Source organism: Actinoplanes campanulatus (assembly GCF_014647795.1).
Classification (GTDB): domain Bacteria; phylum Actinomycetota; class Actinomycetes; order Mycobacteriales; family Micromonosporaceae; genus Actinoplanes; species Actinoplanes campanulatus.
The window spans coordinates 231,786-256,519 of the sequence record NZ_BMPW01000008.1; the positions used below are offsets into that span (position 1 = coordinate 231,786).

The window sequence follows — 24,734 nt, forward strand, 5'->3', positions numbered from 1 at the left end:
GTCAGTAGTTCGCGGCCGCGGCCGTCTCGAGGTCGTGCAGGGCCTTGGCCTCCTCGGCGGCCATCAGGCCGATCCCGACCAGATCCAGCGGGCTGATGAACCCGTCGGACAGCCGGAAGCCGCCGGCCCGGGCGATGGCGTCGCGCAGCGGCACCGCCCAGTGGTGCTCGATCAGCAGCAGCGCCGCGGCGCTGTCGTTCGGGATGTCACCGAGCACGTCCCAGGCCCGCTGGTCGCCGAGGACCGCCACGCCGTCGACGGCCGCCTCGGCGCCCCGCTCGGCGCCGACGATCAGGCCCTGCTCACCGTCGAGGCCGAGACCGATCAGGGCGCCGACCTTGCTGCCCAGCTCGATCGCCTCCTCCTGGGTGAGGTTGCTCAGGTGCTTCACCTCCACCTCGCCGTCGGCGTCCTTGTGGACCGCGAGCGCGTCGATCACGCGGACGGTGTCGCTCTGCCGGAGTCGTTCCAGCTCGGCGATGATCTCGCCGTGGAAGTTCGGGTGTTTGAAGCCCAGCACGATCAGCTGGACAGGTCCGATGGACATCGTTCTTCCGCTCCTCCACTCGACCGTTCAGACGTGGTCACGCCCGATTTCGATACTCCGGCCGGCCGGTCCGGGGCCGCCTCATCCGGTACGGGTGAGGACGCGACCGGCCCGCACCGAGTCCACTGGGGTTAGACCCGAGCATCGAGGAAGGGAACAACGACATGGCAACCCTCGTCGCCATCGGCTACGACGACGAAACCACCGCGACCGCAGCGTCGCTGGAGGCACACCGCCTGGCCAAGGACCTGATCATCCAGCCTGACGCGATCGCCGCGATCATCCGCGACAAGGAGGGCAAGTTCCACGTCACGACCAGCCATCACGAGGTGGCGGCCGGGACCACCTGGGGCATGTTCTGGGGCTTCTTCTTCGGGCTGCTGTTCTTCATCCCGGTGCTGGGCATGGCGGTCGGCGCCGGCCTGGGCGCGCTGACCGGCAAGCTCGGCAAGAACGCGATCAACAAGGAGTTCCAGCAGCAGGTCCGGGACCTCCTCCAGCCGGGCACCTCGGCGCTGTTCCTGGTCGTCGAGAAGGTCACCCCGGACAAGGCGATCCAGGCGCTGTCCCAGCTCGGCGGCACCGTGCTCAAGTCGTCGCTGTCCAAGGAGGCCGAGGCCGAGCTCCAGGACGCCCTGCACGGCTCCGAGCAGTCCGCCTGACATGCACAGAACCTCGGGGCTCGTCACGTTCGCGACGGCCCTCTGTGTCCTCGCCGCCGGCGCTGGTTGCGCCGGCGGCGAGGCCGCGGACGCCTCGGCCGAACCGGCGGTCTGCGAGAGCTTCGCGGCCGCCCAGAACACCGTGACCCACATCAAACAGGCCAACGTCTCGGAGAACGGGCTGACCGCGCTGCGGCCGTACGTCTCCGAGCTCATCCAACAGCTCACCCAGCTCGCCGCCGACGCGAAGGCGCAGTTCAGCCAGCAGGCCGACCAGCTGCGGGCGTCCGTCGACGTGCTGTCCGCCAGCGTGGACAAGGCCCGGGACAACCCCGACCTGGCGAACCTCGGCGCCGTACGCCAGGCGGTCGACGGGGTCCGGGCCACCGCCCAGGCGCTCGCCGACTCGCTGAAGAACACCTGCTGACGTGCTCCTGCGCCGCCTCGACGACCTCCAGCGGCGCCGGCCCGTCCTGGGCTTCTGCCACGCGGTGATCTGCAAGTACCTGGACGACTTCGGTCTCCGGGAGGCCGCGCTCATCACGTACTACGGCTTCCTCAGCCTCTTTCCCATCCTGCTGCTGGGGGTGGCCGTGGTGTCGCGGGTGCTGGCCTCCCGGCCCGAGCTGCGCCAGGAGCTGGTGGCGGCGATCGTGCCGCCGGGGCTCCAGCCGGGCATCGAGGCGTCGATGGCGGACCTGTCCACGTCGCGTACCGCCCTAATCGCCGGCGCGGCCGGGCTGGTGTTCTCCGGGCTCGGGGTGGTGCTCTCCGCGTACGAGACGCTGAACCACCTGGCGGCCGTCCCGATCCGGCGGCGCGCCGGCGTCGTCTCCCGCTACCTGCGCGCGGTGGCCGGCCTGATCGTCATCCTGATCGGCGCGGTGGCCGCCGGCGCCCTGAACGCCGCCTCGGCCGGCGCCGTGCCCGAGCTCGCCGGCGAGGTCGCCGTCGTCTTCCTCACCCTGATCGCGCTGACCCGGCTGCTGCTGATGCGCCGGGCGCCGCTGCGTTCGGTGTGGCCGGCCGCGGCGATCGGCGCGGTGGCGGTGACCACCGCGCTGGCCGTCGCGGCCGCGGTGCTGCCCGGTCTGGTCCAGCGGGCCGGCCGGGTCTACGGCGCGTTCGCCGGCGCGGCCGGCGTCTTCACCGTGCTCTACCTGCTCAGCAACGCGCTGGTGATCGCCGCCGAGGTGGCCGCGGTCCGGCACGCCCGCCTCTGGCCGCGGGCCCTGGATCCGGCCCGGCCGACCGAGGCGGACGCCCGGGCCATGACCCTGCTGGCCCGCGAGCAGGAGCGGCTGCCGGCCGCCCGGATCGACTACGAGCTCGGCTGAGTCCTGGGCAGGAAGAACGCCGCCACCAGGCCGATCAGCCCGGCGCCGGCGACCGCCGTCATCGCCCACAGGTACGCCCGCCCCGGCGCCGCGCCGTCCACCCCGGCCACCAGGATGGTGCCGGTCAGCGCAGCGCCCAGCGACGAGCCCAGGTTGGAGACGCTGCGGGACAGCCCGGAGATCTCACCCTGGAGGTCCTCGCCGAAGCTCGACTGGACCACGTTGACCGACGGGGTGAGCATCCCGCCCAGGCCGAGACCGATCACGAACAGACCGGGCACCATCGTCCACACCGAGCCGGACGAGCGGCCCAGCGTGAGCAGCAGGGCGATGCCGGCGATGGTGACCACGAAACCCGCCATGATCAGGGTGCGCTGCGGGCGGCGCTTGGCCATCGGCTCGGCCCCCAGCGAGGAGATCAGCACACCGGCCGTGGTGGCGGTGAACACCCCGCCGGTCTCGATCGCGTTGAAGCCGCGGACCACCTGGAGGTAGGTCGACACCACGAACGACGTGCCCATCACCATGAGCCACTGCGTGTTCTGGGTGATCAGGCCGAGGTTGGAGGCCCGGTTGCGGAACAGCCGCAGGCTCAGCAGCGGTTCACGGCCGGACCGCTCGCGCCGCCGGACGGCGACGAAGAACCAGGTCAGCACCAGCGCGCCGGCGGCCAGCAGGGCGATGCACAGGCGGATGTCGTCGTCGGTGGCGAGGATGCCGAGCACGATCAGGATCAGGCCGGCCGCGGAGAGCACCGCGCCGCCCACGTCGAAGGGCCGGGACCGGTCGGCGGGCAGCGGGTCCTCGACGGCCCGGCGGCTGAGCAGGACGATCACCAGGACGACCGCGGCCTGGGCCACGAACGCGGCGCGCCAGCTCACGGCGTACGCGATGAAACCGCCGATGAGCGGGCCGGCGACGGCGCCGACACCACCCATCGCGCTGATCGCGCCGAAGGCGCGGGCCCGGGCGCTGACGCCCTGGAAGAGCAGGGTGGTGAGGATGTAGACCGGTGGGATCAGCAGCGCCGTGCCGACGCCCTCGAACACCGAGTATCCGATGATCAGCACCGGCAGGCTGGGCGCGAGCGAGCTGATCAGCGCTCCGGCGCCGAACAGCAGCAGCCCCAGGATGAGACACCATTTGCGGCCGAAGACGTCGGTGAGCTTGCCGCCGGGGATCATCAGTGCGGCCATCACCAGCAGGAACAGGGTGATGGCCAACTGCACGCCGTGGACGTCGGTGTCCAGGTCACGGCTGATGTCGCTGATCATCACGTTCATGTTGGAGCCGGCGAAGGAGCAGATGAACTGCGCCAGCGCGAAGGCGATCAGCGCCTTTCGCAACCCGGCCGGGAACCGCGCGGCCCTGGACTTCTCTTGGGTCATGGGACCGAGCCTGCTCGGCCGCGGCCGAACAGGCATCCTCCCGAACGCATGAGGAAACTAGGAACGCAGGTCGCGGCTCCAGCGTGGGCCGACCTCGAGCCACTCCTGCTGCCAGGCCCGGGCCCGGTGCCGGTCCAGCAGGATCAGGCCGATCTTGCGCATCCCGTTCAGCGCCGCCGCGGCCAGGACGATCATCACCACCGCGACCAGGCCGGCCTTGGCGACCGGATTGTGGTCGGACGGCGCCTCGCGCTGCTGGCCACTACGGGTCACCCAGATCGTCACCTCCTCACCGGTCCGCTGCGTGGGCGCCACCCCGATCTCGCCGGCGTGGCGGGTGCCGTCCGGCGCGGTCCACCGGGCCTGGGCCGTGCCGGGGGTGGGCGCCGCCGTTCCGGCCGCGTCCCCGCTCAGCGACGGCGGCACGGTGACCAGCTCGGCCGGCACCTGGAAGGCGTTGCGCCGGTCGCGCATCGCCTCGGCGGTCGCGGACTCGTAGGCGCCACCGGCCGCCCACCAGGCCAGCACCGGTCCGCCCAACAGGAACAGCACGAAAAGGCCCAGCAGCATGCCGGCCTCGACCCGGTCCGAGGCCCGCCACAAGGGGTTGTTCTTCCGGACGAACATCGCCTCACCCTCCCTGCCACTCCGGCCGATCATCCGTTGCCACCGAGCCGGGACGGTTCACCCGCACCGGATGAGGATGAGCACGCCCCGGTTCGGCGACGCTTTCGGACATGACCCGTTCAATGTGGGTACGCTTGAAACACGAGAGCGAAGAGGCCACCGCCTCCGGGATCTACGGCTTGATCGTCGGCGCCGCGGTCCTGGTCGCCTCGCACGCTCCCACCGTCGCGCGGGCGGTGTTCGCCGTACTGGCCACCCTCACCATCTACTGGCTGGCCGAACGCTATGCACGGATCGTGGCCGAGCGCATCCACGCGGGACAGCGGCCCACCTGGCACACGGTACGCCGCCAGCTCACCACCGGCTGGGAGATGGTGACCGCGAGCGGCCTGCCGCTGCTCGCACTGATCGGGTCCTATTTCCTGGGCGGGGCGACGATCGATACCGCGGTGCTCGCCGCACTGATGTGCTCCACCGTGCTGCTCTGCCTGTCCGGCTGGCTGATCGGCTCCAACGGCCGGCTGCAACCCGGCGAGCGGCTGGCGTCCATGCTGGTCGCCGGCGGGTTCGGCGCCACGCTCATCATCCTGAAGACGCTCCTGCACTGACCCGCACGTGCACGACCCGGCCGACGTGCCAGCCGTCCGGGCCGAGATTGCGCTCCCGGACCTCGATCTCGCCGCGGTCCACGCTGATCACGCTCCACGAACAGGAGGAGCCACGGACCCGGTGGCTGGTCGTGGTCCCGGCCACCACGAACACCTGGTGGCCGAGCACCCGGACGTCCGGGACGTGGGTGTGGCCGGCGAGCACCAGGTCGACACGGGCCGCGCGGACCGCGGCCAGCAGATGGCGCCGGCCGAGCAGCGCGGCGGTCCCGGTGGCCAGCGGCGGGTGGTGCAGCGCGAGCACCCGCACGTCGCCCGGGGGCGCCGCGCCCAGGACGCGGACCACCTCGCCGGCCTGGCGGGAGGTGACCCGCCCGTTCTTCCACCGCCACCGCGGCATCGACTGCAGACCCAGGGCGGTGATTCCGGGGACCTTCCGGACCGGTTCCAGGTCCCCGTCGATCCAGCTCTTCCAGCGATCGTACGGCGTGAGCGCGCGCCGCCAGTCGACCAGCGGCACGTCGTGGTTGCCGGTGACCGCCAGCACCGGTCCGGGCAGCCGGTCGAGCAGCTCGCGTACCTTCCGGAACTCCCGCTCCCGGGCCCGCATGGTGAGGTCCCCGGTGACCACCGTGAGGGACGGCCGCACCGCCTCCACGTCGGCCGCGATACTCGCCACCGCGACCGGGTCGTGCGCCCCGAGATGCAGGTCGGACAGGTGCGCGATGATCACCGGCGGCCTCATCGGACAGCGTCCCGTTCGATCGGGCAGGCCAGGCAGCGGGGCCCGGACCGGCCCCGGCCGAGCTCGCCGCCGGCCACGGTGATCACTTCGATCCCCTGGCGGCGCAGATAGGTGTTGGTGGTGACGTTGCGCTCGTAGCCGACGATCACCCCGGGTTCGAGGACCAGGAAGTCGCTGCCGTCGTCCCACTGCTCACGCTGCGCGGCCCGCAGCTCCCCGCCGGTCTCCAGCACGTACGGCTTGTCGATGCCGAGGGTCTCGGCGAGGGTGGTGAACAGGTCGGCGTTGCGGTCCACCCGCAGCCCGTCCGGTCCCTCGCCGGGCTCCACCGTCCACGACCGCAGCGGCCCGTCCAGGTAGGGGTACATCACGAAGGTGTCCCGGTTGACCATCGTCATGAGCGTGTCGAGGTGCTCGACGCCGGACGAGCGCGGCAGCTCGACGGCGATCACCCGGGTCGCCGTGCCGCCGGTGAACAGGCCGCGGGCCAGGTTCTCCACGCCCATCGCGGTGGACCGCTCGCCCACCCCGGCCATCACCGCGCCGCCGCCGAGCACGTGGATGTCGCCGCCCTCCAGGGTGGCCGGCTGGTACGGGCGGTCGTCGCCGCCGTACCAGACGGTGACGTCGGCGAGGGCGAACATCGGGTGGAAGCGGTAGACGGCGGCGCAGTGCACCGTCTCGCGCAGCCGGGCCGGCGAGGCCATCGGATTGATGCTGACCCCGTCGTGGATCCAGGCCGAGTTGTCCCGCTGGAACAGGTGGCCGGGCAGCGGGTCGAGCACGAAGTCGTCGGCGTTCATCAGCTCCCAGCGGAGGCTGTTCACGGTGAACCCGGCCAGCTCGCTCTTGAGCACCCCGCCGATCAGGTAGTCGGCCAGCCGGTCGCTGTCGGCCTGCTCGGCCAGCCGCCGCAGCGGGCCGGCCAGCGTCGGCCCGGCGGTGTCGCCGGTGATGACCCGGTCGAGGATCCAGGAGCGTGCCCGGGGAATGGCCAGCACGTCGGTGAGCAGACTGCCGAGATAGTGCACCTTCACGCCGTGGCCGCGCAGTGTCGCGGCGAAGGCGTCGTGCTCCTCGCGCGCCCGCCGGGCCCACCGGATGTCCCCGCGCAGCAGGTCGGTGTCGCCCGGGCGCAGCCGGCCGAGTTCCACACCCGGGCGATGGAGGATCACCTGCCTCAATCGGCCGATCTCGGAGCCGACGTGGAAGGACATGCGCTACCCCCGGGAACTACGGTTCGGACAGCCGTGCCGGAAGCCTCTGGCAAACCGGCTGGTCGGGGCATCACTCCGGCCGGATGAACATCGAATGTACGCCTCGCGGGTCACGGTCCGGCGGGCGCGAAACGTCCCAGTTCGTCGTCCCCCTGCTGGATGATGCCGTAGCTGGACTCGGGCACCGGCTGCCAGGCTCCCTCCATCTCGCCGAGCGGCTCGGAGACGATCAGCCGGGTCTCCTCGGACAGCCGGCGCAGGGTGTCCAGTTCCGGGTGCAGCGCCCGCAGCGCGGTCATGTCGGTGCTGAAGTAGAGCGAGCGACTGCGGCCCTCGCTGGAGTACCGGAAGGTCCAGATCCGGTCGCCGTCGGTGGTGCCGACGGTCATCTGGAGCGGGTCCGGCACCCCGTGCCGGTGGGCCACCGACTCGATCAGGCCGGCCATCCGCTCCACGGCGGCGACCGGGCGGTCCCGCAGCCCGTACGTGATGGCCAGGTGGAACATCACCTCGGAGTCGGTGGAGCCGGCCATCGACGGGTACAGCTCGGGGTCGACGGCGAGCACCAGGTCCCGTTTGAGCCGGGCGAACTCCCGGATCGACCCGTTGTGCACCCACAGCCAGTTCTGGAACCGGAACGGGTGGCAGTTGCTCTGCTGCACCGGGGTGCCGGTGCTGGCCCGGATGTGCGCCAGGAACAGCGGCGAACTGGTGGCGTGGGCGAGTTCCCGCAGGTTGACGTCGCTCCACGCGGGGCCGACCGCGCGGAACAGCGCCGGCTCGCCGGCGGCGTCGACCGGGTACCAGCCGACGCCCACACCGTCGCCGTTGGTGGTCTCCACCCCCTCGCGCGAGTGCTGACTCTGGTCGATCAGCGAGTAGCGGGGCCGGTAGAGCAGGTCTTCGAGTCGGATGGGCGTACCGGAGTAGGCCAGCCAACGGCACATGACAGGATCCTCCAGGGTCGGTGACGGCCATCCTGGCCGTACCGGCCGGGTGCCGGGCTCACCCCTCGCGGATGAGGTCCGCCGACTTCCGGCAGCCGACCTGCTCCAGCCAGCCGACCAGCACCCGGTGCACGGCGTCGGCGCCGGTCAGTTCGGCCGGGACGGTCAGGGTCCGCGGGTGGATGAGCATCGGCCGGCTCTGCGCCCCGCCCATCCCGCCGTGACAGCCGATCAGCTCCTCGAACGCGGCGACCTCCTGCGACACCGGGTCGAACAGACTGTTGATCAGCAGGTCGCCGGTGTTCGCCAGGCCGTCGTGGCGGCGCAGGTCGTCGGCGGCCCGCGGGCCGAACCCGAGCAGCGGGTCCAGCCCCTCGACGTGGTCGTCGGCGAGCCGTCGCCGGCCGGCCCGGCCCAGCACGATCGGCCCGTCGGCGCGGGAGCGGACCATCACCCAGCCGATCCCGGGATGGCCGGTCAGTCCGGCCAGCAACGCGGGATAGCGTTCCTCGATCTCCTCGAGCGGCACCCGGCCGGGCACCCGGGCGAAGTAGACCAGCGCCAGGTTGCCGCCGGCCGCGACCACGATCTCCTCGGCGGCCGGCCGGCCGGGAACCTCGTCGTACCGCGGGGTGTCGCGGCTCAGCCCGGCCCGCAGCACCTTGGCCCGGCCCTTCTGCTCGTTCTCCTCCGGGACGGCCACCCCGCCCGCCGCGGTCAGCCGTCTGATCAGCTCGTCCAGGCGGACGCCGTAGCGCTGCTCGAAGGTGGCGCCCTGGCTCTGCCCGTGATCGGAGAGCACCACCAGGTGGTACGGCCGGGGCGCGGCCAGCGCCACCTCCTCCAGGGTGGCGAGCACCCCGTCGATGCCCTCCAGCGCGGCCAGCGACTCCGGCCGGGCCGGGCCGGCGTGGTGGGCGATCTCGTCGTAGTCGACGAAGTCGCAGAACACCACCGGGGCGCCGCGCATCATCTGCTCGGCGAGGACGGCCAGGTTCAGGTGCCGCAGCAGCACGTTGGTGGCGCCGCGCAGCAGCACGTACCGCCAGTCCCGGCGCATCCGCGGGATCACCTGGCGCACCCGTTGCCGCCGGGCCTGGTGCAGTTCCTTGACGATCTCACCGACGGTCAGCACCAGCGACCGGGTCAGGCCGAACGGGTCGAGCAGGTACGCGCTCAGGTAACGGGCCGGGCCGCTCTGCTTGGCGACCGTGCTCATGGTGAGCAGCGAGGTCGGGGCGTCGCCGGAGAAGACGTTGCTGACGCTGACCCCGCCCTCGGCCAGCAGCCCGCGGCCGTCCGAGCAGCGGGACTCGACCAGCGCGCTGTCGGCCGGCTGGTTGGTCACCACGAGGCGGCCGGTGGTCTTCTCGTACCAGCGGAAAGCCGGAACCTGATCGCTCGCGCCGTGCAGCAGTCCCGCCTGGCTGGCCGGCGTGGTCGCCGGCAGTTGGGCGTGCCATTCGGTCAGCGTGTGGCTGCCGGTGCTCAGCCACCGGCCCAGCGTGGGCAGGTTGCCGGCGTGGATCGCCCACCGGGCCAGCGGGGCGGACAGCCCGTCGATCTGGATGAACAGGACGCCCGGGGTGTCGGTCGGCGGCACGCTGCGCCGGAAGTGCCGGTTCACCCGCAGCAGATGCCGGGTGGCCACCCCCGGCTGGCCCGCGGTGATCACCCAGAGCCCGATGCTCATCAGGACCGCGCCGATCCAGGAGGCCCAGAAGGCGGGCCAGAACCCGTCCACGTGCACGCCCGGGGTGAGCCACAGGGCCACGTAGACCAGCAGCGACTGGGCCACGAGCCAGCCGAGCACCACGCCCGGCCACCCGATCGCGGACAGCACACGGACCAGCGCCGGGCGCACGGCCGCGCCGAGCAGCCCGACCAGGATCGCGGCGGTCAGGACGGCCCAGCCGTTGTCGGCCGAGATCCCCGGCAGGATCCCGGCCACGACACCGACCACCGCCGTGCCGAGCAGCACGGTCACCAACACGCGCACCATGGGTGTCAGTGTCGGCGTGGCTCATGGGGGCGGCCCCATCCGTACCGGATGAGGCTGACCGGCCGCCCGCGCCCCGACCATGAGCGGGTGACAGAGCCCGACCGCGCCTTCACTCCCGGACGGATCCTCGCCGCCGTGCCGGACCGGCTGCGGCCCCGCGCGGCGCTGCTGCTCGGCCATCAGACCGCCCTCGTGCTGCTGCGCACCGCCGGCGAACTGGTCCGGGTACAGATCTTCGACCGGTCGATGACGCTGGCCGCGCAGGCCTTCACGTCGATCTTCCCGGTGCTGATCATGATAGGCGCGTTGTCCGGCGGGCGGGCCCGGGATCACCTCGACAGCCTGGTACGGCTGCCGGCATCCAGCACCCGCCTGCTCGACGAGGCGCTCGCCGGCAGCCGCAGCAACGCGTTCGGGGTGTTCGGCAGCCTCATCGTGATCCTGTCGGCGACCGGGCTGGCCCGGGCGCTGGTTCGCGCGTACCGGGCGATCTGGGCGGTGCCCGGCCGCCGGGTCGGCGCGCGGGCCACCGCCTGGCAGATCGGCAGCGTGCTGATCCTGGTCGGCTTCCTGGTCGCGGTACGCCTGCTCGGCACCCTGGCCGGGCGGATCCTGACCCCGGTGATCGCGGGCACGCTGCTGGCCCTGCTCGCCGACGTGGCGCTGGCCGCCCTGTTGCCGCGCATCCTGCTCGGCCCGGCGGTGGGCCGGCTGCGGCTGCTGCTGACCGGCGTCGTCTTCGGCGCGATCATGCTCGCCGTCCGGCCCGCCGGGCACCTCTACCTGCCCCGCGCGCTGGAGTCCAGTTCCCAGCGGTACGGCACGATCGGCCTGGCGTTCACCTACATCGGCTGGCTGTACGTGCTGTCGTTCTGCCTACTGCTGTCCGCGGTGGCCGGCGGCATCCTCGCCGACCTCGGGGCGGAGCGCTTCACCCGGACGACCGGCCGGGCCACCCGCTGGTCAGGACGATCTACGCAGGTAAAGGGCCAGTCCGACCTCGGCCAGACCGGTCAGCAGACTGCCGGCGCCGGTCAGCAGGACCAGGGTGCCGAGCGACAGCGACGGCGTGAGCACGAAGACGATTCCGATGATCATGGACAGCGCCCCGACGATGATCAGGGCGGCCCGCATCGGACCGTGCGCGGTGGCCGCGCCGATCAGCAGGGCCAGGCCGCTGAGGATCCAGGTGGTCGCGAAGATGACCGCGAGGACGGCCAGGCCGGTCACCAGGTTCCGCAGGCAGACTAGACCGCCGATCAGCACGATGACGCCGACGATCCCGGACAGCAGGCTCCGGGCGACACCGGCGCCGGTCGGCAGGAAGGCTCCGATGATCTGGGCCAGCCCACCGAAGAAGAGCCAGATGCCGGTGAGCGCGACCATGATCCGCAGGGAGATGTCCGGCCAGATGAGTACGGTGAGGCCGAGCGCGATCGCGAGCAGGCCGGTGATCAGCAGCGTCCACCAGGGGAACGGCTGTCGGCGTACCTCGACGATGGGGTCGGGCCAGGTTTGTTCCACGTCGGTCATGGGGTGAGCGTGGGAGACGGCCGCCGCCACGGCATCACCCAAGACGGATGAGGGTTCTCAGAGCAGTCCGGCCTGCCGGGCCAGCACCACCGCCTCACGGCGACGACCGGCGCCCAGCTTGCGGTAGATCGACCGCATGTGCGCCTTGACCGTGTTGACCGAGATGCTCAGGTTGACGGCGATCTCCCCGGCCGTGAGCACGGTCGGCAGGTATTGCAGGACGTCGAGCTCACGCTCGCTGAGCGGCCCGGCCGCCTGTCCCGCGCCGAGCATCGGGATCTCGCCGGTGATCTCGCCGAGGACGCCGTCGCCGGCCGGGCCGCGCAGCTCGGTCAGCCACTGCTGGCGCTCGGCCAGCACCAGCACCCGGTGCGCGTCGTAGCGGCGGAACGGCCGCCGGATCCGCTCCGGTTCGGCAGCGGCCAGCGCGCGGGCCAGCGCCTCGCTGGCCACGGCACTGCGGCTCTGGGTGTCGGCGGCGAGGGCGGACAGCAGCCAGGCGCCGACCGCGGCGATCCGGTCGGCCCCGCCCCGGACCCGGGCGAGCAGCGGTTCGGCGGCGGTCAGGTTGCCGGTGGCGAGGTAGGCGCGGGCCAGGCAGACCTGTTCGGCGGCGATCAGGTCGGACTGTGCGGCGTACCGGATCAGGACGCCGGCGGCGTCGCCGAGCGCGAGCCGGATCTCCGCCCCGGCCAGGGCGATCAGCCGGTCCGCGAAGGGCGCCACCATCGGCGGCCCGGCCTCGGCGCGGATCTGCGCGAGCAGGGTACGGGCGCCGGCCGCCTCGCCCCGGTCCAGCGTGAGGCGGACCCGGACCAGGCCGGCCAGCACCGACATGGCGGCCTCCGGGACCTCACCGAGGGCGTGCAGCCCCTGCCGCAGCGCCTCCTCGGCCTCCGGCTCCCGGCCCCGCTCCGCCTCGATCAGCGCCCGCGCCAGGTAGGCCGGCGCGGCCGTGGCCCGGTGCTCCGCGTCGATCCGGCGGGCCAGCGCGATCGCCGTTTCCGCGTGCTCCTCGGCCTCACCCGGCGAGCCCTGCAGGAACGCCAGGCAGGCCAGCATGGCGAAGGAGTTGACCTCGATGTACGGCGTGCCGGCGGTCCGGGACGCGGTGGCCGCCGCCCACAGGTACCGGTCGGCGTGGTCGAGCCGGCCGGTCCACAGCCAGGCGGCGCCCTTGTTGTTCAGCGCCGCGGCCCGGTACTGCAACAGCGACGGCGCCTCGCCCCAGGTCAGCCGGGACAGCTGGGCGAGCAGGGCGGTGGAGGCGCTGGCCAGGTGCGGCATGTCGCCGTGCCATCGGATGACGGCGCCGGTCTCCAGCACGGCGAGCGCCGTCTCGGTCTCCGCCCGCAGCGGCGACGCCGGCCGCTGGGCGAGCAGCGCGCGGGCGTGGGCCATCCGGCGGGGCACGGCCGCCAGCTCGCCCCGGGCGAACGACAGGATGACCGCGCAGACCGCCATCTCCGGGCTGGTCGGCAGCAGGGCCGGCGGGATGCGGCCGAGCAGTTCGAGGAACTGGGGACGGTCCGCCGAGGTGTAGAGCGGCACGCCACGCTCGACGACCAGGGCGGCCAGCAGGTTCCAGTCCTCGGCGGCCGCCGCGTGGGTGAGCGAGGTCAGCGCGTCGCCCTGGCCGGCGTGCCAGCGGGCCGCGGCGCGGTGCAGCCGGGCGGGCGCGTCCGGCCACAGGTCGCCGAGCCGGTGGCGCAGCGCGGCGCGGACCATCGGGTGGTACCGGAACCACCGGCCGCCGGCCGGTTCCAGGAACAGCTTCTCCCGGACCAGCCGCTCCAGCGTGCGATGGCCGCCGGTGCCCCCGGTCAGGGCGTCCGCCAGCTCGCCGCAGATCCGGTCCGGCAGGCTGGTCCGCAGCAGGAAGGTCCGGACCTCGGCGGGCTGGGCGGCCAGCACCTCCCGGGTCAGGTACTCCCCCACCGCGTCCTCGCCGCCGTTCGCGGCGCCGGCGGCCAGCCGCAGGCCGGCGCCCCAGCCCTCGGCGCGGCGCACCAGCTCCGCGAGTCGCTCCGGCGGCAGCGCCCGGCCGAGCAGGGCGAGCAGCTCGGTGGCCTCCTCCGGACCGAAGCCGAGGTCGGCGGCGCGGATCTCGGTGAGGTCGCCGCTCATCCGCAGCCGGTGCAGGCTCAGGTCCGGCTCGCGACGGCTGAGCAACACGAAGCGCAACCGCTTGGGGATGGCGCCGAGTAGTCCGGTCAGGCTGGTGAGCACCCGGGGGTCGGCGATCTCGTGCAGGTCGTCGAGCACCACGACGACCGGCGCCTCGGTCGCGGTCACCGCCTCGGCGAAGGCCCGGCGCGGGTCGGCCCCGGAGCCGTCGCCGGTGACGGTCACCCCGGCGGCGCTCAGCGACCGGTGGAGATCGGCCCAGAAGGCGTACGGGTCGTCGTGCCGCTCGTCGAGGGTGAGCCACGCGACCGGCCCGGAGAGGGAACGGGCGGTCGCCCAGGTGGCGGTGAGCACGGTCTTGCCCCAGCCGGGCCCGGCGCAGATCAGGGTGACGGCCCGGCGGACCCCCACGTCCAGGGCCTCGACGAGACGCCCCCGCCAGACCAGGCCGGTGGGCAGGCGGGGCGGAAGGTTGTGGTCCACCGCTATCGGCACGGTCGAACGGGTAGTGGCCTGATCTCGCATATCGCCCCCAGTCGCTCGGAACGCACGGTGAACCGGACCGCTCGCGAGGCGGTCGTCCCCGTACTGACACGGCCATCGGATTCCAGCCGGTCGGGCGCGGGCCCCCACACGCGCTCAGCGGCCGGAACGAATCAGGTGGGTCCCAGCTGTCCGGGGCCTACCGAAACACACGGCGTACACATGGGGCAACCATGCGTATTCGCGCCAGGAGTGGAAGAAAGCCGTTTCCGCAGCGTGCAAGTTGCACGTGCGCCGCGGATCTCATCCGCCGCGTGCGAGGCGCGAGACCGTCCCCGGCAAGCACTCTGAGCTTCCGGAACACCGTCCGGATTCACAGGAGGGACTCGACGATGACACTTGATCACCGCGGCGATCCGGTACGCAGGGAGGCGCCGACCAGGGAATCGCCCGCGCCGGAAGCCGACACCTGGATCGGGCTGGTGGTGTTCGGCGGGGTCATGCTGCTCTCGCTGGGTGTCTTCCAGATCATGGAGGGCTTCACGGCGCTGCTGCACGGCGAGGCGTACCTGGTGAGCGCCGAGGGCATGCTGATCGAGCCGAACCCGGTGATGTGGGGCTGGACGCATCTGTTCTTCGGTCTGGTCAGTGGGGCGGCCGGGGTCGGCGTCCTTCTCGGGCAGATGTGGGCGCGCGTCGTCGGCGTGGTCTTCACCGCCTTCGGCGCGATGGTCCACTTCCTCTTCCTGGCCACCGCGCCGTTCTGGTCCGGCATCCTGATCTGCATGCAGGTACTGGTCATCTATGCCCTCTGCGCGCACGGCGGCGAGGTCCGCCGCGGCCGCCACGAGTAGACCCGCTCAGATCAACCGCAGGGCGCGCGCCCGGCGTACCGCCTCGTTACGCCGGGACGCGGAGAGTTTCCGCAGGATGCTGCGAACGTGGGTCTTCACCGTGTTGACCGAGACGTACATCGAGGCGGCGATCTCCTCGGTCGGCAGCATCTCGGCCATGCCGCGCAGCACGTCCAGTTCCCGCTTGCTGAGCTGCTCCACCACGACCGGGTCGGTGACCGGGCCGTCGGCGGTGGCCGCGCCCGGGCTCAGCGCCCGGTACTGCACGATCAGCCGGTCGTCGTCGCGCAGCAGCCGCCGCAGTTCGCTCCACACCTGGTGCACCGGCCGCCGGTACGACTCCGGCCCGGCCACCCGCAGCGCCCGCCGCAGCGCCTCGCGCGCTCCCACGGTGTCGTCCTGGCCGTCCGCCAGCATGGCCAGCAGCAGCCACGCGTCCAGCGCGACCGGCGCGGGGACCCCGGCCGCGTCGGCGACCGTCCGGGCCACCTCGTGCGCCGCCCCCGCCTGCCCCTGGGCCAGCAGCAGCGCGGCCCGGGCCACCGCCACGTCCGCGGCGGGCGAGTCGGTCCAGCCGTCGAGCAGGCCACTCGCCTCGTTCACCCGGCCGCCCGCGATCAGCAGGCGGGACAGGTTCACGGCGATCTCCCGGCTCAGCCAGCGCGGCGTCCCGGAGACACCCTCGCGGGCCGCGGCCAGCACGTTGGACGCCTGCCGGAGCTCCCCACGGGTCTGTAGCCGGCGGGCCCGGACCAGGGCGTACGCGGCCGGGCCGGGCCCGGTCGTGCCGTTGGCGCAGAGGTGCTGCGCGGCCCGCAGCCGACGGTCGGCGGTCTCGATGTCGTAGCGCTCCAGCGCCACCCAGGCCAGCGCCACCTCGGCGGCGGCCGGCCAGCGGTCCTTGCCGAGCCCACGCCGGGTGGCCAGCTCGATCGCCTGGCGGGCGCTCGCCTCGGCCCGGGCCAGCCGGCCGCGGTGCGCCTCGATCAGCGCCAGGTTCTCCAGGGAGGAGATCCGCACCGGCTCGGCGCCGGCCGCGGTGACGGCGGCCGCCTCGGCCAGCACCGTGGCCGCCTCGTCGACGTCGCCGCTGCCGCTGCGGGCCAGGCCCTCGGCGGCGAGCAGCAGCATCCGCAACTCGGGGTGCCGGGCCAGCCGCTCGGCGGGCGCCACCGACAGGAAGGTGCGGGCGACCGGCGCCAGATGGGCGACCTGCTCCGGGTCGGCGCCGTCGGCGAGCAGCAGCAGGCGCATCAGGAAGCAGGAGGCGGTCAGGCCGTCGCCGTCGTCGGCGCCCCGCACGCTGAGCAGCTTGCTCGCGTGGGTGAACTGCTCGGCGGCCCGCGCGTGGTCGCCGTCGCCGTGCGCCATGGCGGCCCGGATCATCAGCGTCTCGGGTTCTTCGAGGTGTGCGGGCATGCCCGCGAACAGCGCGCCCAGCCGGCCGCCACCGCCCTCGATGACCAGCGCGCCGAGGGCGAAGTCCTCGATCACCATGGTGGCCGCGCCCGCCCAGTCCCCGGCCTGGACGGCGTGCCCGACCGCCTCGGCCAGCTGCCCGTGCGCGACCAGCCAGGCGGCGGCCCGCCGGTGCAGCACCGCCACCTCCTCCGGCTCGGTCCAGGCCAGCTGGGCACGCAGCAGCTCGGCGAAGAGGCGGTGGTAGCGGTACACCTCGGCGCCCGCGCCGACCGGCTGGATGAAGGCGTTCTCCCGGGTGAGCGTGGCCAGCAGCCGGGCGGCGTCGGGCCGCTCGGTGACCGCGCCGGCCAGGTCCGGGGTGAAGGCGTCCAGCACGCTGGTCTCCAGCAGGAAACGCCGCACCTGCGGAGGCTGGATCCGCAGCACCTCGCCGATGAAGTACTCGGCGATCGTGGACTCGTCCCCCGAGATGGTCTGCACGAGCCGGCCCGGGTCGGCGCTGCCCTGCATGGCGCAGGCGCAGAGCCGGATCCCGGCGGCCCAGCCCTCGGTGTGCTCGAGCAGTGCCGCCGTGTCGTCCGCGCCCAGGTCGACGCCGTGCAGCCGGAGCAGGGTGGTGGCCTCGGCCGGGGTGAAGGCGAGATCGGCGGTACGCAGCTCGTGCAGCTCACCGGCGAGGCGGTACCGGTAGAGCGGCAGTGGCGGGTCCCACCGCCCGGTGAGGACGACCCGCAGGTTGTCCACATGGCTCAGCAGGAACTCCAGCCCGGACGCCCACTCCGGCCCGGGCAGCTGGGAGGCGCCGTCCAGGATCAGGACGATGTCGGTGGGGTGGTCCGCGACGGCCGCGGCCAGGCGGCCCAGGACGGCGCGGGTGACGGCGCCGTCGGCGATCGAGGGCACCTGCACCCCGGCCCGGCGCAGCCCCTCGGCGACGTACGTCCAGAAGGTCGACACCTGCTCGTCACCCTCTTCGAGAGTGATCCAGGCGACCGGCCGGTCACCGGCCCGGGCGCGTGCCCAGGCGGCCAGCAGCTGGGTCTTTCCACTGCCGGCCACGCCGGTGACCAGGGTGACCGGGCCCGCGACCCCCTCGGTGACCCGGTCGAGGAGCCCCGGCCGGGACACCATGAACGGTGGCGCGGCCGGGACCACGAACTTGGAGGCGAGCAACGCGCTGGCCTGGTCCGATCCATATGTCCTGGGTGGATCCACGATCAGTTCTATCGACACGTGCTACCTCCAAGAGCCACCCCGTTTGATCTCTCGTTCAGACTTTCTCGCTCACCCGCTCAGCACATCGTTCGGATCGGATAATCCCGTGACCCTCGGTGTCGCATGCATTAACGGAACGTAAGCAGATGAAAATCCCACGGAGGAAGATCCACATACAGCCCGGACTCGGCCAGTTCGTCACCGTCCCTCGTGAACACCCGGCCGTCCAGGAGATCGGCCAGCTCCCAGGATCGTCCGGCGAGGTCCGGCCATGGCGCCTCCACCCGCCCCTGGGCCGGCCGGCCCCCGAAGTTGATCACGACGAGGTGCCGCCGCTCCCCGTCGCGCCACGACCAGGCCAGCAGGTCGTGGTGGGACGGGTTGTCCGGCCAGCCCCCCGTCTCCACGATGTGCCAGTCGCCCCCGCGGACCGTGGCGGCGGCCGACAGCAACCGCCGGTGGAAGTCGCGCGACTCCGGGTCGTCCGGCTCGTCCGGAAACCGGGCCAGGAAGACCGGCAGCCGGGTGCGCCGCCCGTCGAACTGGCCGTCGTGCCAGAGCGTGGCGCCCGGCAGGGTGGCGATCGCCACGGCCGCGGCCCGGCCCCGCCCGCCCGGCAGCGTCGCGGCGGCCCGCGGCTCGTCGTGGTTCTCCAGGAACCGCACCAGGCCGTCCTGGAAGTCGCGGCCCGCCGCCAGATGCTTGCGCAGCGACCCGGCGTCCTCGTGGGCCAGCCGGTCGTAGAGCCGCTTGTCGTAACAGAAGTCGAAACCCTGCTGTTGCAGAGTCCACTCCATGTCCCAGTACGCCTCGGCGATCAGCACGAGGCCCGGATGCCGGGCGCGGACCCGGGCGAAGACCTGCGGCCAGAACTCCTCCTCCGGCGCCGGCCCCACCCACCGCCCCCAGGTACGGGCGAACACCTCGTTGGTGAACAGCATCGCCATGTCGCAGCGGATCCCGTCGCACTGGTCGCCGATGTCGCCCAGCACCATCGCCGTGGCATCCCGCAGCCCCGGGTCGAACGCGTTGAGCTGGGCCACGTCCGGCCACGGTGGGAAGAACGGGTCCCGGCCGTGCGCCAGCACCCGCTCGCCCGCGCTGAACCAGCCCCTCGGGTCGGCGGCCAGGTCCTCCTCCGAGCCCTGGACGAACCACTCCGGATTCAGCGTGACCGCCGGGTGGTCGGGCGCCACGTGATTGGGCACGTAGTCGAGGATCAGCCGGACGCCCCGCCCGCGCAGCGCCGCCCGGGCCGCCGCGAGCCCGGCCGGCCCGCCCAACCGCTCGTCGACCCGGTAGCGGCGCACGCAGTACGGCGAGCCGACCACGTCCTCCGGCGCCAGGTCGGGCAGCGCCTCGCGGAACGACCGTTGCAGGTCCTCGTTGTGCTGGGCCAGGACCAGCCCGGCGGGACTGCGCTCCCAGACGCCCATCAGCCACACCGCGTCGATGCCGGGCGCCGCGATCTCGTCCCACACCTCGCCGGGCACGTCGGCGAGCGTGACCGGGCGGCCGTAGCGCCGGCTCAACCCGGTCAGCCACGGCCAGGTGCCGATCTCGTAGATTACCGGAGTGTCCGGCCACCTGCTCAACGGTCCTCCTCCTCCACCTGGGCCCGCCGCAGCACCCCGGTCATGCCCTCGAGGAGCAGGTCCGGGCCGGACAGGCCGGCGAAGACATTCGGGAACACGGCCACCAGACCGGTCCAGCCGGTCTGATGGGTGGCGCCCAGGCCGGCCCCGTTGTCGCCGTGGAAGTACTCAGCGAAGGTGATCAGGGTCTTCCAGTGCTCCGTGGTGAAGACCTCCTGGCCACCGTAGCAGGGCCGGCGGCCGTCCGGGCCGGGCAGGAAAATCCTGGTCAGCCGACCGGAGATCTCCCGCGCCACCTCGAACAGCGTCATCTTCACCCCGGAGCCGGTCGGGCACTCGACGGTGAACTCGTCGCCGTAGCCGACGTACAGGTTCATCAGGGCCCGGACCATCAGAATGTTGGCCGGGACCCAGATCGGCCCGCGCCAGTTGGAGTTGCCGCCGAACATGCCGCTGTCCGACTCCGCCGGCTGGTACGACACCCCGAACGTCTGGTCACCGACCCGGAACTCGAACGGGTGCTCGGCGTGGTGCTTCGACAGCGACCGGATCCCGTACGGGCTGAGGAACTCGTCCTCGTCGAGCAGCCGGGTCAGGATCCGCCGCAGCCGCTGCTCGTCGAAGAGCGCCAGCAGGTGCTCGCCGTGCCGGCCCTGCATCCGGCCCCGGCTCAGCACCGAGGTGACACTGGGGTGCCGGTCCAGGAAGTCCTGGACGCCCTCGATGAGCTGCGGATAGCGGGCGGTGGTGCTGCTGGCGTACACGGTCGCGGCGGCCAGCGGGAGCAGGCCGACCAGCGAGCGCACCCGCAGCCGCTGGGCGCCCCCGTCGGGCAGCCGCAGCAGGTCGTAGAAGAAGCCGTCCTCCTCGTCCCACATGGCCGCGCTGCCGTGCTCGCGGTTGACCGCCACCGCGATCCAGGCGAAGTGCTCGAAGTACTGCTGCGCCTGCTCCAGGTAGACCGGGTCCCGCTGGGACAGCTCCAGCGCGATCGACAGCATGCTCTGGCAGTAGAGGGCCATCCACGCCGTGCCGTCGGCCTGGTCCAGGTAGCCGCCGGTGGGCAGCGGGGCGCTGCGGTCGAACACGCCGATGTTGTCCAGCCCGAGGAAGCCGCCCTGGAAGACGTTGTTGCCGTCGTGGTCCTTCTGGTTCACCCACCAGGTGAAGTTCCTCGCCAGCTTGTGGAAGATCGCCTCCAGCCAGTCGTGGTCGCCCCGGCCGTTGCGGGCCTTGTCCAGCTCGTAGACCAGGTAGGTGGCCCAGGCGTGCACCGGCGGGTTCACGTCGCTGAAGTTCCACTCGTACGCCGGGATCTGGCCGTTGGGATGCAGGTAGCGGCGGCTGAGCAGCAGATCGAGCTGGCCCTTGGCGAAGGACCGGTCGACCACCGCCAGCGCGATCGACTGGAACGCCAGGTCCCACGCCGCGAACCAGGGGTACTCCCACTTGTCCGGCATCGAGATGACGTCGTGGCAGATCATGTGGAACCAGTCGCCGTTGCGGGTCCCCTTGGCGTCCAACGGGTCCCGGCCGTGCTCGGCGAGCCAGCGCTCCACGTCGTAGCCGAAGTACTGCTTGCTCCACAGCATGCCGGCCAGCGCCTGCCGGGCCACCTGCCGCTCGTCCTCGCCGAGCCGCGGGTCGAGCAGCACGTCGTAGAACTCGTCGGCCTCGGCCCGGCGCCGGTCCACCAGCTCGTCGAAGGCCGTCGCGTCGCTGGCGGACGGCCGGTCGGACAGCCGGAACCGGACGGTGACCGAACCGCCGGCCGGCACCTCGGCGGACACGTCGGCGGCCACCTTCGTGCCGGCGCCGTCCGGGTTCACCGCGCCGGTGTCGCCGTCCACCACGTACCGGTGGAAGGCGTCCTTGCCGTAGCGGCCGGTGCCGGTGGTCTCGTTCTCGGTGAACAGCAGCGGGTGGTCGCCGAGCACCTCGAACCGGCGGGTGCCGAGTTTGTGGTGGACCGCCTCGACGCCGCCGTCGACGGCCCGCAGCACCGGTTTCGGCTCCGGCCGGTCCCACGACCAGGTGTTGCGGAACCACAGGGTGGGCAGCAGGCGCAGCGGCGCGGGCTCCGGGCCCCGGTTGTGCACGGTGATCCGGCCGAGGACGTCCTCCGGGCCGTCCTTGGCGTACTCCACGACGACGTCGAAGTACCGGTCCTCGGCGAAGATCCCGGTGTCCAGCAGCTCGTACTCCAGGTCGTGCCGGCCGCGGTGGCGGTTGGTGACGACCAGATCCTCGTACGGGAACGGCTCCTGCGGGTATTTGTAGACCATCCGCTGGTAGGAGTGGGTGGGGGTGGCGTCGACGTAGAACCAGTACTCCTTGACGTCCTCGCCGTGGTTGCCCTCGGAGTTGGTCAGGCCGAAGAACCGCTCCTTGAGGATCGGGTCCCGGCCGTTCCACAGCGCGACGGCCAGGCAGAGCGACTGCTCCTCGTCGCAGAACCCGGCGATGCCGTCCTCACCCCACCGGTAGGCCCGGGACCGCGCGTCATCGTGACTGAGATAGTCCCAGGCGTCACCGCCCGGGCTGTAGTCCTCGCGGACCGTGCCCCATTGCCGCTCGCTGAGGTACGGTCCCCACTTCCGCCACGGCACGGCGTTGGTGTCGGCGTCGTGGAGGCGCCGCTGCTCGGCGCCCGTCTCGTTGATGGCCATACCGCCAGACTCGGCCCCCGGGGGCCTCGGTCACTTCCCCCGCCGGGAGTGAAAAGCGGCCACCGCGTCCTCGATCGTCGGGTAGAAGTGCTCCGGGTCGATGGTGCGGGTCAGCTTGTACCGGTCGATCTTGACCCGCACCGGATCCTTCATCTCGGCGAACACCAGCGAGATCCCGCGGGCGTTGAGCTCCTCGTCGAGGTCCTCCAGCATGTCGGCCGCGGTGGTGTCGATGTCGGTGATCGGCTCGGCGGCCACCACGATCCACTGCGGCGCCGGCTCGGCGTGCGACAGGTGCCGGATCTCCTCGCGGAACGCGCGGGCGTTCGCGAAGATCAGCGGCGCGTCGAAGCGGAACAGCACCAGCCCCGGGAACCGCACGCCGTCCGGGTAGGAGCGCACGTCGTGGTAGCCGGCCACCCCGTCCGGGCGGCCCAGCTCGGTCGAGTACGGCCACCACAGCCGCCGGAAGACGTTGAGCACCGACAGCGCGACCGCGACCGCGATGCCGGGCAGCACACCCAGCAGCGCCACACCCAGGAACGCGGCCAGCGCCAGGCTGAACTCCACCCGCCGCTGCCGCCACAGCCGCCGCATCCCGGCCAGGTCGGCCAGCGACAGCGAGGCGGCGATCACCACGGCCGCCAGCATCGGCTGCGGCAGGTTCCGCAGCAGCCCCGGCGCGAGGACCAGCAGCAGCGTGATGGCCGCCGCGCCGACCACCCCGGTCAACTGGCTACGGGCGCCGGACTGGAAGGCCACCGCGGTCCGCGAGCCGCTGGTGCTGACCGGGAAGCCCTGGAACAGCCCGGCCGCCAGGTTGGCCACCCCGATGCCGGCCATCTCCTGGTTGCCGCGCACCTCCTGCCCGGTACGGGCGGCGAAGGCGGACGCCGTGGAGATGGTGTCGGTGACCGACACCAGGGTGATGCCGAGCGCGCCGGCCGCCAGGATGCCCAGGTCCGACCAGTCGATGTGCGGGATGGTCAGCGGCGGGAAGCCTTGCGGCAGCGGCCCGACCACGTCGACGCCCTGGTCGGCCAGCCCGAACACCGACGTCGCCACGGTGGCGCCGAGGACCGCGACCAGGATGCCGGGGACCTTCGGCAGGAAACGTTGCAGCAGCAGCATGACGGCCAGGCCGCCGGCGCCGATGACCAGCGCCACCGGCAGCGTCTCCCCGGCGGCGACACCGCGCACGAAGCCCACCGCCTCACCGATCAGGCCGTCGGCGTCGACCGAGAAGCCGAACAGCTTCGGCAACTGCCCGATCAGGATGGTCAGGGCCAGGCCGTTGACGTATCCGATCTGGGTGGGATGCGACAGCAGGTCGGCCACGAATCCGAGTTTCGCGACCGCGGCCACCGTCATCATCACCCCGACCAGCAGGGCGAGCACCGAGGCCAGGGCCACCGCCTTGGCCGGGTCGCCGTCCGCGACGACCAGCGGCAGGACCACCGCGGCGATCATCGGGCCGAGAGACGAGTCCGGGCCGAGGACCAGGATCTTCGACGGCCCGAAGACCGCGTACGCCAGCAGGCACAGGATCGAGGTGTACAACCCGGTGATCGGCGGCAGGCCGGCCAGCTCGGCGTACGCCATGCCCTGCGGCACGAGCAGGGTGGTCAGCACGATCCCGGCCACCAGGTCCTTCGGTAGCCAGGCCGGCTCGTACCCGGCGGCGGCTTTCAGTCCCGGCGCCCAGTCGCCGATCGCCATCTCCGGTCCTCTCCGCTCTCGTCCTCCTATACGACGAACGCCACCCGATCTCGGGCGGCGTCCGGGTCGGGAAACCTTACTGCCGCTCGCCACCGTGCAGGGCGTCCTGCAGCTCGGCCTCGGTCTCCTTCGACAGCGAGGACTTGAGCACCGTGCCACCGAACCTGCTGAGCGCCTCCACCGCCTTGTCCGGCGTGACCGCCTCGACCACCAGGAACAGCGCCGACGTGCCCGGCTGCAACTCCTCGCGGATGCGCTCCTGGAACTCCTTGTTGATGGCGCCCTTGGTCAGCTTGCCGGTGAGGGCGCCGAGGCCGGCGCCGACCGCCATGCCGAGCACCGGGATGAAGAACAGCATCCCGAAGAGCAGGCCCCAGAACATGCCCCACGTGGTCCCGCCCGCCACGGCGTGGTGGTTCGTGGTGACGTGGAACTTGCCCTCCTTGTCGCGGATGATCGTCGCGATCGCGTCCGGCTGGATGATCAGATCCTTGGCCAGCCGATTCGCCTCCAGCGACGCCGCCGTCGCCGTGGTCTCGTCGGAATAACCGATGGCTATCAGAATCGCCATGGCTCTCTCCTTCCGTACCCATGTGGTGTCCCTGTCGTGCCGCCGCAACGGGGCACTGCGGCGTCCCGATCAGTCAGCCACGGAGCCCGTCGGCATTCCTCATTCCGAGCGGATGAAGTCAGGCGGGGTCACTTCGTGAAAGGTGACTGCTACCGACAGTCACCGGCGGAGGGGGCAGGTCATGCAGGAGCGATACGAGATCCGGGTCCGGGGTTTCCTCGGCCCCCTGCTGCGCATGGCGCTGGGCGACCTGCGCTGGCGCACCCTCCCCCGGCAGAGCACGATCCGCGGCCGGCTCTCGGACGCCGACCTGGAGAAGCTGCTCACCCGTCTGGACCGGTCCGGCGTGGAGGTCGTCTGCCTCCGCCGTCTGACCGGGGTTTCATCCGCCACGGATGGCGTGGCGGCCACCGGTCCCGCCACATGATCGGACCATCACCGGAGAACCCCGTTGACGAGGGAGAAT

At 72.2% G+C, this 24,734-nt stretch carries 20 protein-coding genes and 1 pseudogene; 7 read left to right on the plus strand and 14 right to left on the minus strand.

Features of this window, described 5'->3' with window-relative positions; genetic code table 11:
- Position 1: 1 nt before the first annotated feature.
- Positions 2–547, minus strand: a complete 546-nt coding sequence (locus IEZ13_RS17530; protein ID WP_183218745.1) for a hypothetical protein — start codon at positions 545–547, stop codon at positions 2–4.
- 164 nt (positions 548–711) lie between these two features.
- On the opposite strand from IEZ13_RS17530, the gene IEZ13_RS17535 reads away from it, so the two are divergent.
- Genes IEZ13_RS17535 through IEZ13_RS17545 form a run of 3 tightly spaced genes read left to right on the plus strand, consistent with a single transcriptional unit; the run spans position 712 to position 2,546 of the window.
- The gene (locus tag IEZ13_RS17535) at positions 712–1,209 is read left to right on the plus strand and encodes a DUF1269 domain-containing protein (protein WP_183218746.1); all 498 of its coding nucleotides are present in this window, start codon (positions 712–714) and stop codon (positions 1,207–1,209) included.
- A gap of 1 nt (position 1,210) precedes the next feature.
- Positions 1,211–1,636: a hypothetical protein gene (locus IEZ13_RS17540; RefSeq protein WP_183218747.1), complete on the plus strand. Its 426-nt coding sequence runs from the start codon at positions 1,211–1,213 to the stop codon at positions 1,634–1,636.
- A 1-nt stretch (position 1,637) separates the two neighbouring features.
- Positions 1,638–2,546, plus strand: a complete 909-nt coding sequence (locus IEZ13_RS17545) for a YihY/virulence factor BrkB family protein (RefSeq protein WP_183218748.1) — start codon at positions 1,638–1,640, stop codon at positions 2,544–2,546.
- Here IEZ13_RS17545 and IEZ13_RS17550 read toward each other — a convergent pair.
- On the minus strand, positions 2,531–3,934 hold the full coding sequence (locus tag IEZ13_RS17550; protein ID WP_203833694.1) for an MFS transporter: 1,404 nt from the start codon (positions 3,932–3,934) through the stop codon (positions 2,531–2,533). The two genes, IEZ13_RS17545 and IEZ13_RS17550, sit on opposite strands and share 16 nt — an antisense overlap.
- Positions 3,935–3,991: 57 nt before the next feature.
- Positions 3,992–4,561 (minus strand): Rv1733c family protein, encoded by a 570-nt coding sequence (locus IEZ13_RS17555; protein WP_183218750.1) that lies wholly within the window; start codon positions 4,559–4,561, stop codon positions 3,992–3,994.
- A 110-nt stretch (positions 4,562–4,671) separates the two neighbouring features.
- Between IEZ13_RS17555 and IEZ13_RS17560 the strand changes: the two genes are divergently transcribed.
- Entirely contained in the window at positions 4,672–5,169 is a 498-nt protein-coding gene (locus IEZ13_RS17560; RefSeq protein WP_183218751.1) for a hypothetical protein, read from the plus strand.
- Here IEZ13_RS17560 and IEZ13_RS17565 read toward each other — a convergent pair.
- The 4 genes from IEZ13_RS17565 to IEZ13_RS17580 form a co-directional block, all read right to left on the minus strand.
- Positions 5,144–5,902 (minus strand): metallophosphoesterase family protein, encoded by a 759-nt coding sequence (locus IEZ13_RS17565; protein WP_229794757.1) that lies wholly within the window; start codon positions 5,900–5,902, stop codon positions 5,144–5,146. The two genes, IEZ13_RS17560 and IEZ13_RS17565, sit on opposite strands and share 26 nt — an antisense overlap.
- A gap of 8 nt (positions 5,903–5,910) precedes the next feature.
- Positions 5,911–7,131 carry an arginine deiminase gene (locus IEZ13_RS17570; protein WP_183218753.1) on the minus strand — a complete coding sequence of 407 codons (1,221 nt, stop codon included), beginning with the start codon at positions 7,129–7,131 and terminating at the stop codon, positions 5,911–5,913.
- A gap of 110 nt (positions 7,132–7,241) precedes the next feature.
- Positions 7,242–8,078, minus strand: coding sequence for a class II glutamine amidotransferase (locus tag IEZ13_RS17575; RefSeq protein WP_183218754.1), 837 nt, complete (start codon positions 8,076–8,078; stop codon positions 7,242–7,244).
- A 58-nt stretch (positions 8,079–8,136) separates the two neighbouring features.
- On the minus strand, positions 8,137–10,080 hold the full coding sequence (locus tag IEZ13_RS17580) for a phage holin family protein (RefSeq protein WP_183218755.1): 1,944 nt from the start codon (positions 10,078–10,080) through the stop codon (positions 8,137–8,139).
- Between the two features lie 48 nt (positions 10,081–10,128).
- Between IEZ13_RS17580 and IEZ13_RS17585 the strand changes: the two are divergent.
- A pseudogene (locus tag IEZ13_RS17585) lies at positions 10,129–10,962 on the plus strand (YhjD/YihY/BrkB family envelope integrity protein); the annotation flags it as partial.
- A gap of 81 nt (positions 10,963–11,043) precedes the next feature.
- Here the strand turns inward: IEZ13_RS17585 and IEZ13_RS47910 are convergent.
- Together IEZ13_RS47910 and IEZ13_RS17595 are read right to left on the minus strand one after the other, a co-directional pair.
- Complete coding sequence (locus tag IEZ13_RS47910; protein ID WP_183218756.1) at positions 11,044–11,613, minus strand: HdeD family acid-resistance protein; 570 nt, start codon at positions 11,611–11,613, stop codon at positions 11,044–11,046.
- A gap of 57 nt (positions 11,614–11,670) precedes the next feature.
- On the minus strand, positions 11,671–14,235 hold the full coding sequence (locus tag IEZ13_RS17595) for a winged helix-turn-helix domain-containing protein (protein ID WP_229794759.1): 2,565 nt from the start codon (positions 14,233–14,235) through the stop codon (positions 11,671–11,673).
- Positions 14,236–14,615: 380 nt separating this feature from the next.
- Here IEZ13_RS17595 and IEZ13_RS17600 point away from each other — a divergent pair, with 380 nt between their 5' ends.
- Positions 14,616–15,077 (plus strand): DUF7144 family membrane protein, encoded by a 462-nt coding sequence (locus tag IEZ13_RS17600; RefSeq protein ID WP_183218757.1) that lies wholly within the window; start codon positions 14,616–14,618, stop codon positions 15,075–15,077.
- A gap of 6 nt (positions 15,078–15,083) precedes the next feature.
- Here the strand turns inward: IEZ13_RS17600 and IEZ13_RS17605 are convergent, their stop codons facing one another.
- The 5 genes from IEZ13_RS17605 to IEZ13_RS17625 all read right to left on the minus strand — a co-directional run bounded on the left by IEZ13_RS17605 (position 15,084) and on the right by IEZ13_RS17625 (position 24,268).
- Positions 15,084–17,732, minus strand: coding sequence for a winged helix-turn-helix domain-containing protein (locus IEZ13_RS17605; protein WP_229794760.1), 2,649 nt, complete (start codon positions 17,730–17,732; stop codon positions 15,084–15,086).
- A gap of 110 nt (positions 17,733–17,842) precedes the next feature.
- Complete coding sequence (locus IEZ13_RS17610) at positions 17,843–19,309, minus strand: alpha-amylase family glycosyl hydrolase (RefSeq protein WP_183218758.1); 1,467 nt, start codon at positions 19,307–19,309, stop codon at positions 17,843–17,845.
- Entirely contained in the window at positions 19,306–21,978 is a 2,673-nt protein-coding gene (locus IEZ13_RS17615; RefSeq protein ID WP_183218759.1) for an MGH1-like glycoside hydrolase domain-containing protein, read from the minus strand. Before IEZ13_RS17615 ends, IEZ13_RS17610 begins: the two co-directional genes overlap by 4 nt.
- 30 nt (positions 21,979–22,008) lie before the next feature.
- Positions 22,009–23,697 (minus strand): SulP family inorganic anion transporter, encoded by a 1,689-nt coding sequence (locus IEZ13_RS17620; RefSeq protein ID WP_183218760.1) that lies wholly within the window; start codon positions 23,695–23,697, stop codon positions 22,009–22,011.
- Between the two features lie 76 nt (positions 23,698–23,773).
- Positions 23,774–24,268, minus strand: a complete 495-nt coding sequence (locus IEZ13_RS17625; protein ID WP_183218761.1) for a DUF1269 domain-containing protein — start codon at positions 24,266–24,268, stop codon at positions 23,774–23,776.
- 181 nt (positions 24,269–24,449) lie between these two features.
- Between IEZ13_RS17625 and IEZ13_RS17630 the strand changes: the two genes are divergently transcribed.
- Positions 24,450–24,695 (plus strand): hypothetical protein, encoded by a 246-nt coding sequence (locus IEZ13_RS17630; protein ID WP_229794761.1) that lies wholly within the window; start codon positions 24,450–24,452, stop codon positions 24,693–24,695.
- Positions 24,696–24,734 lie beyond the last annotated feature (39 nt).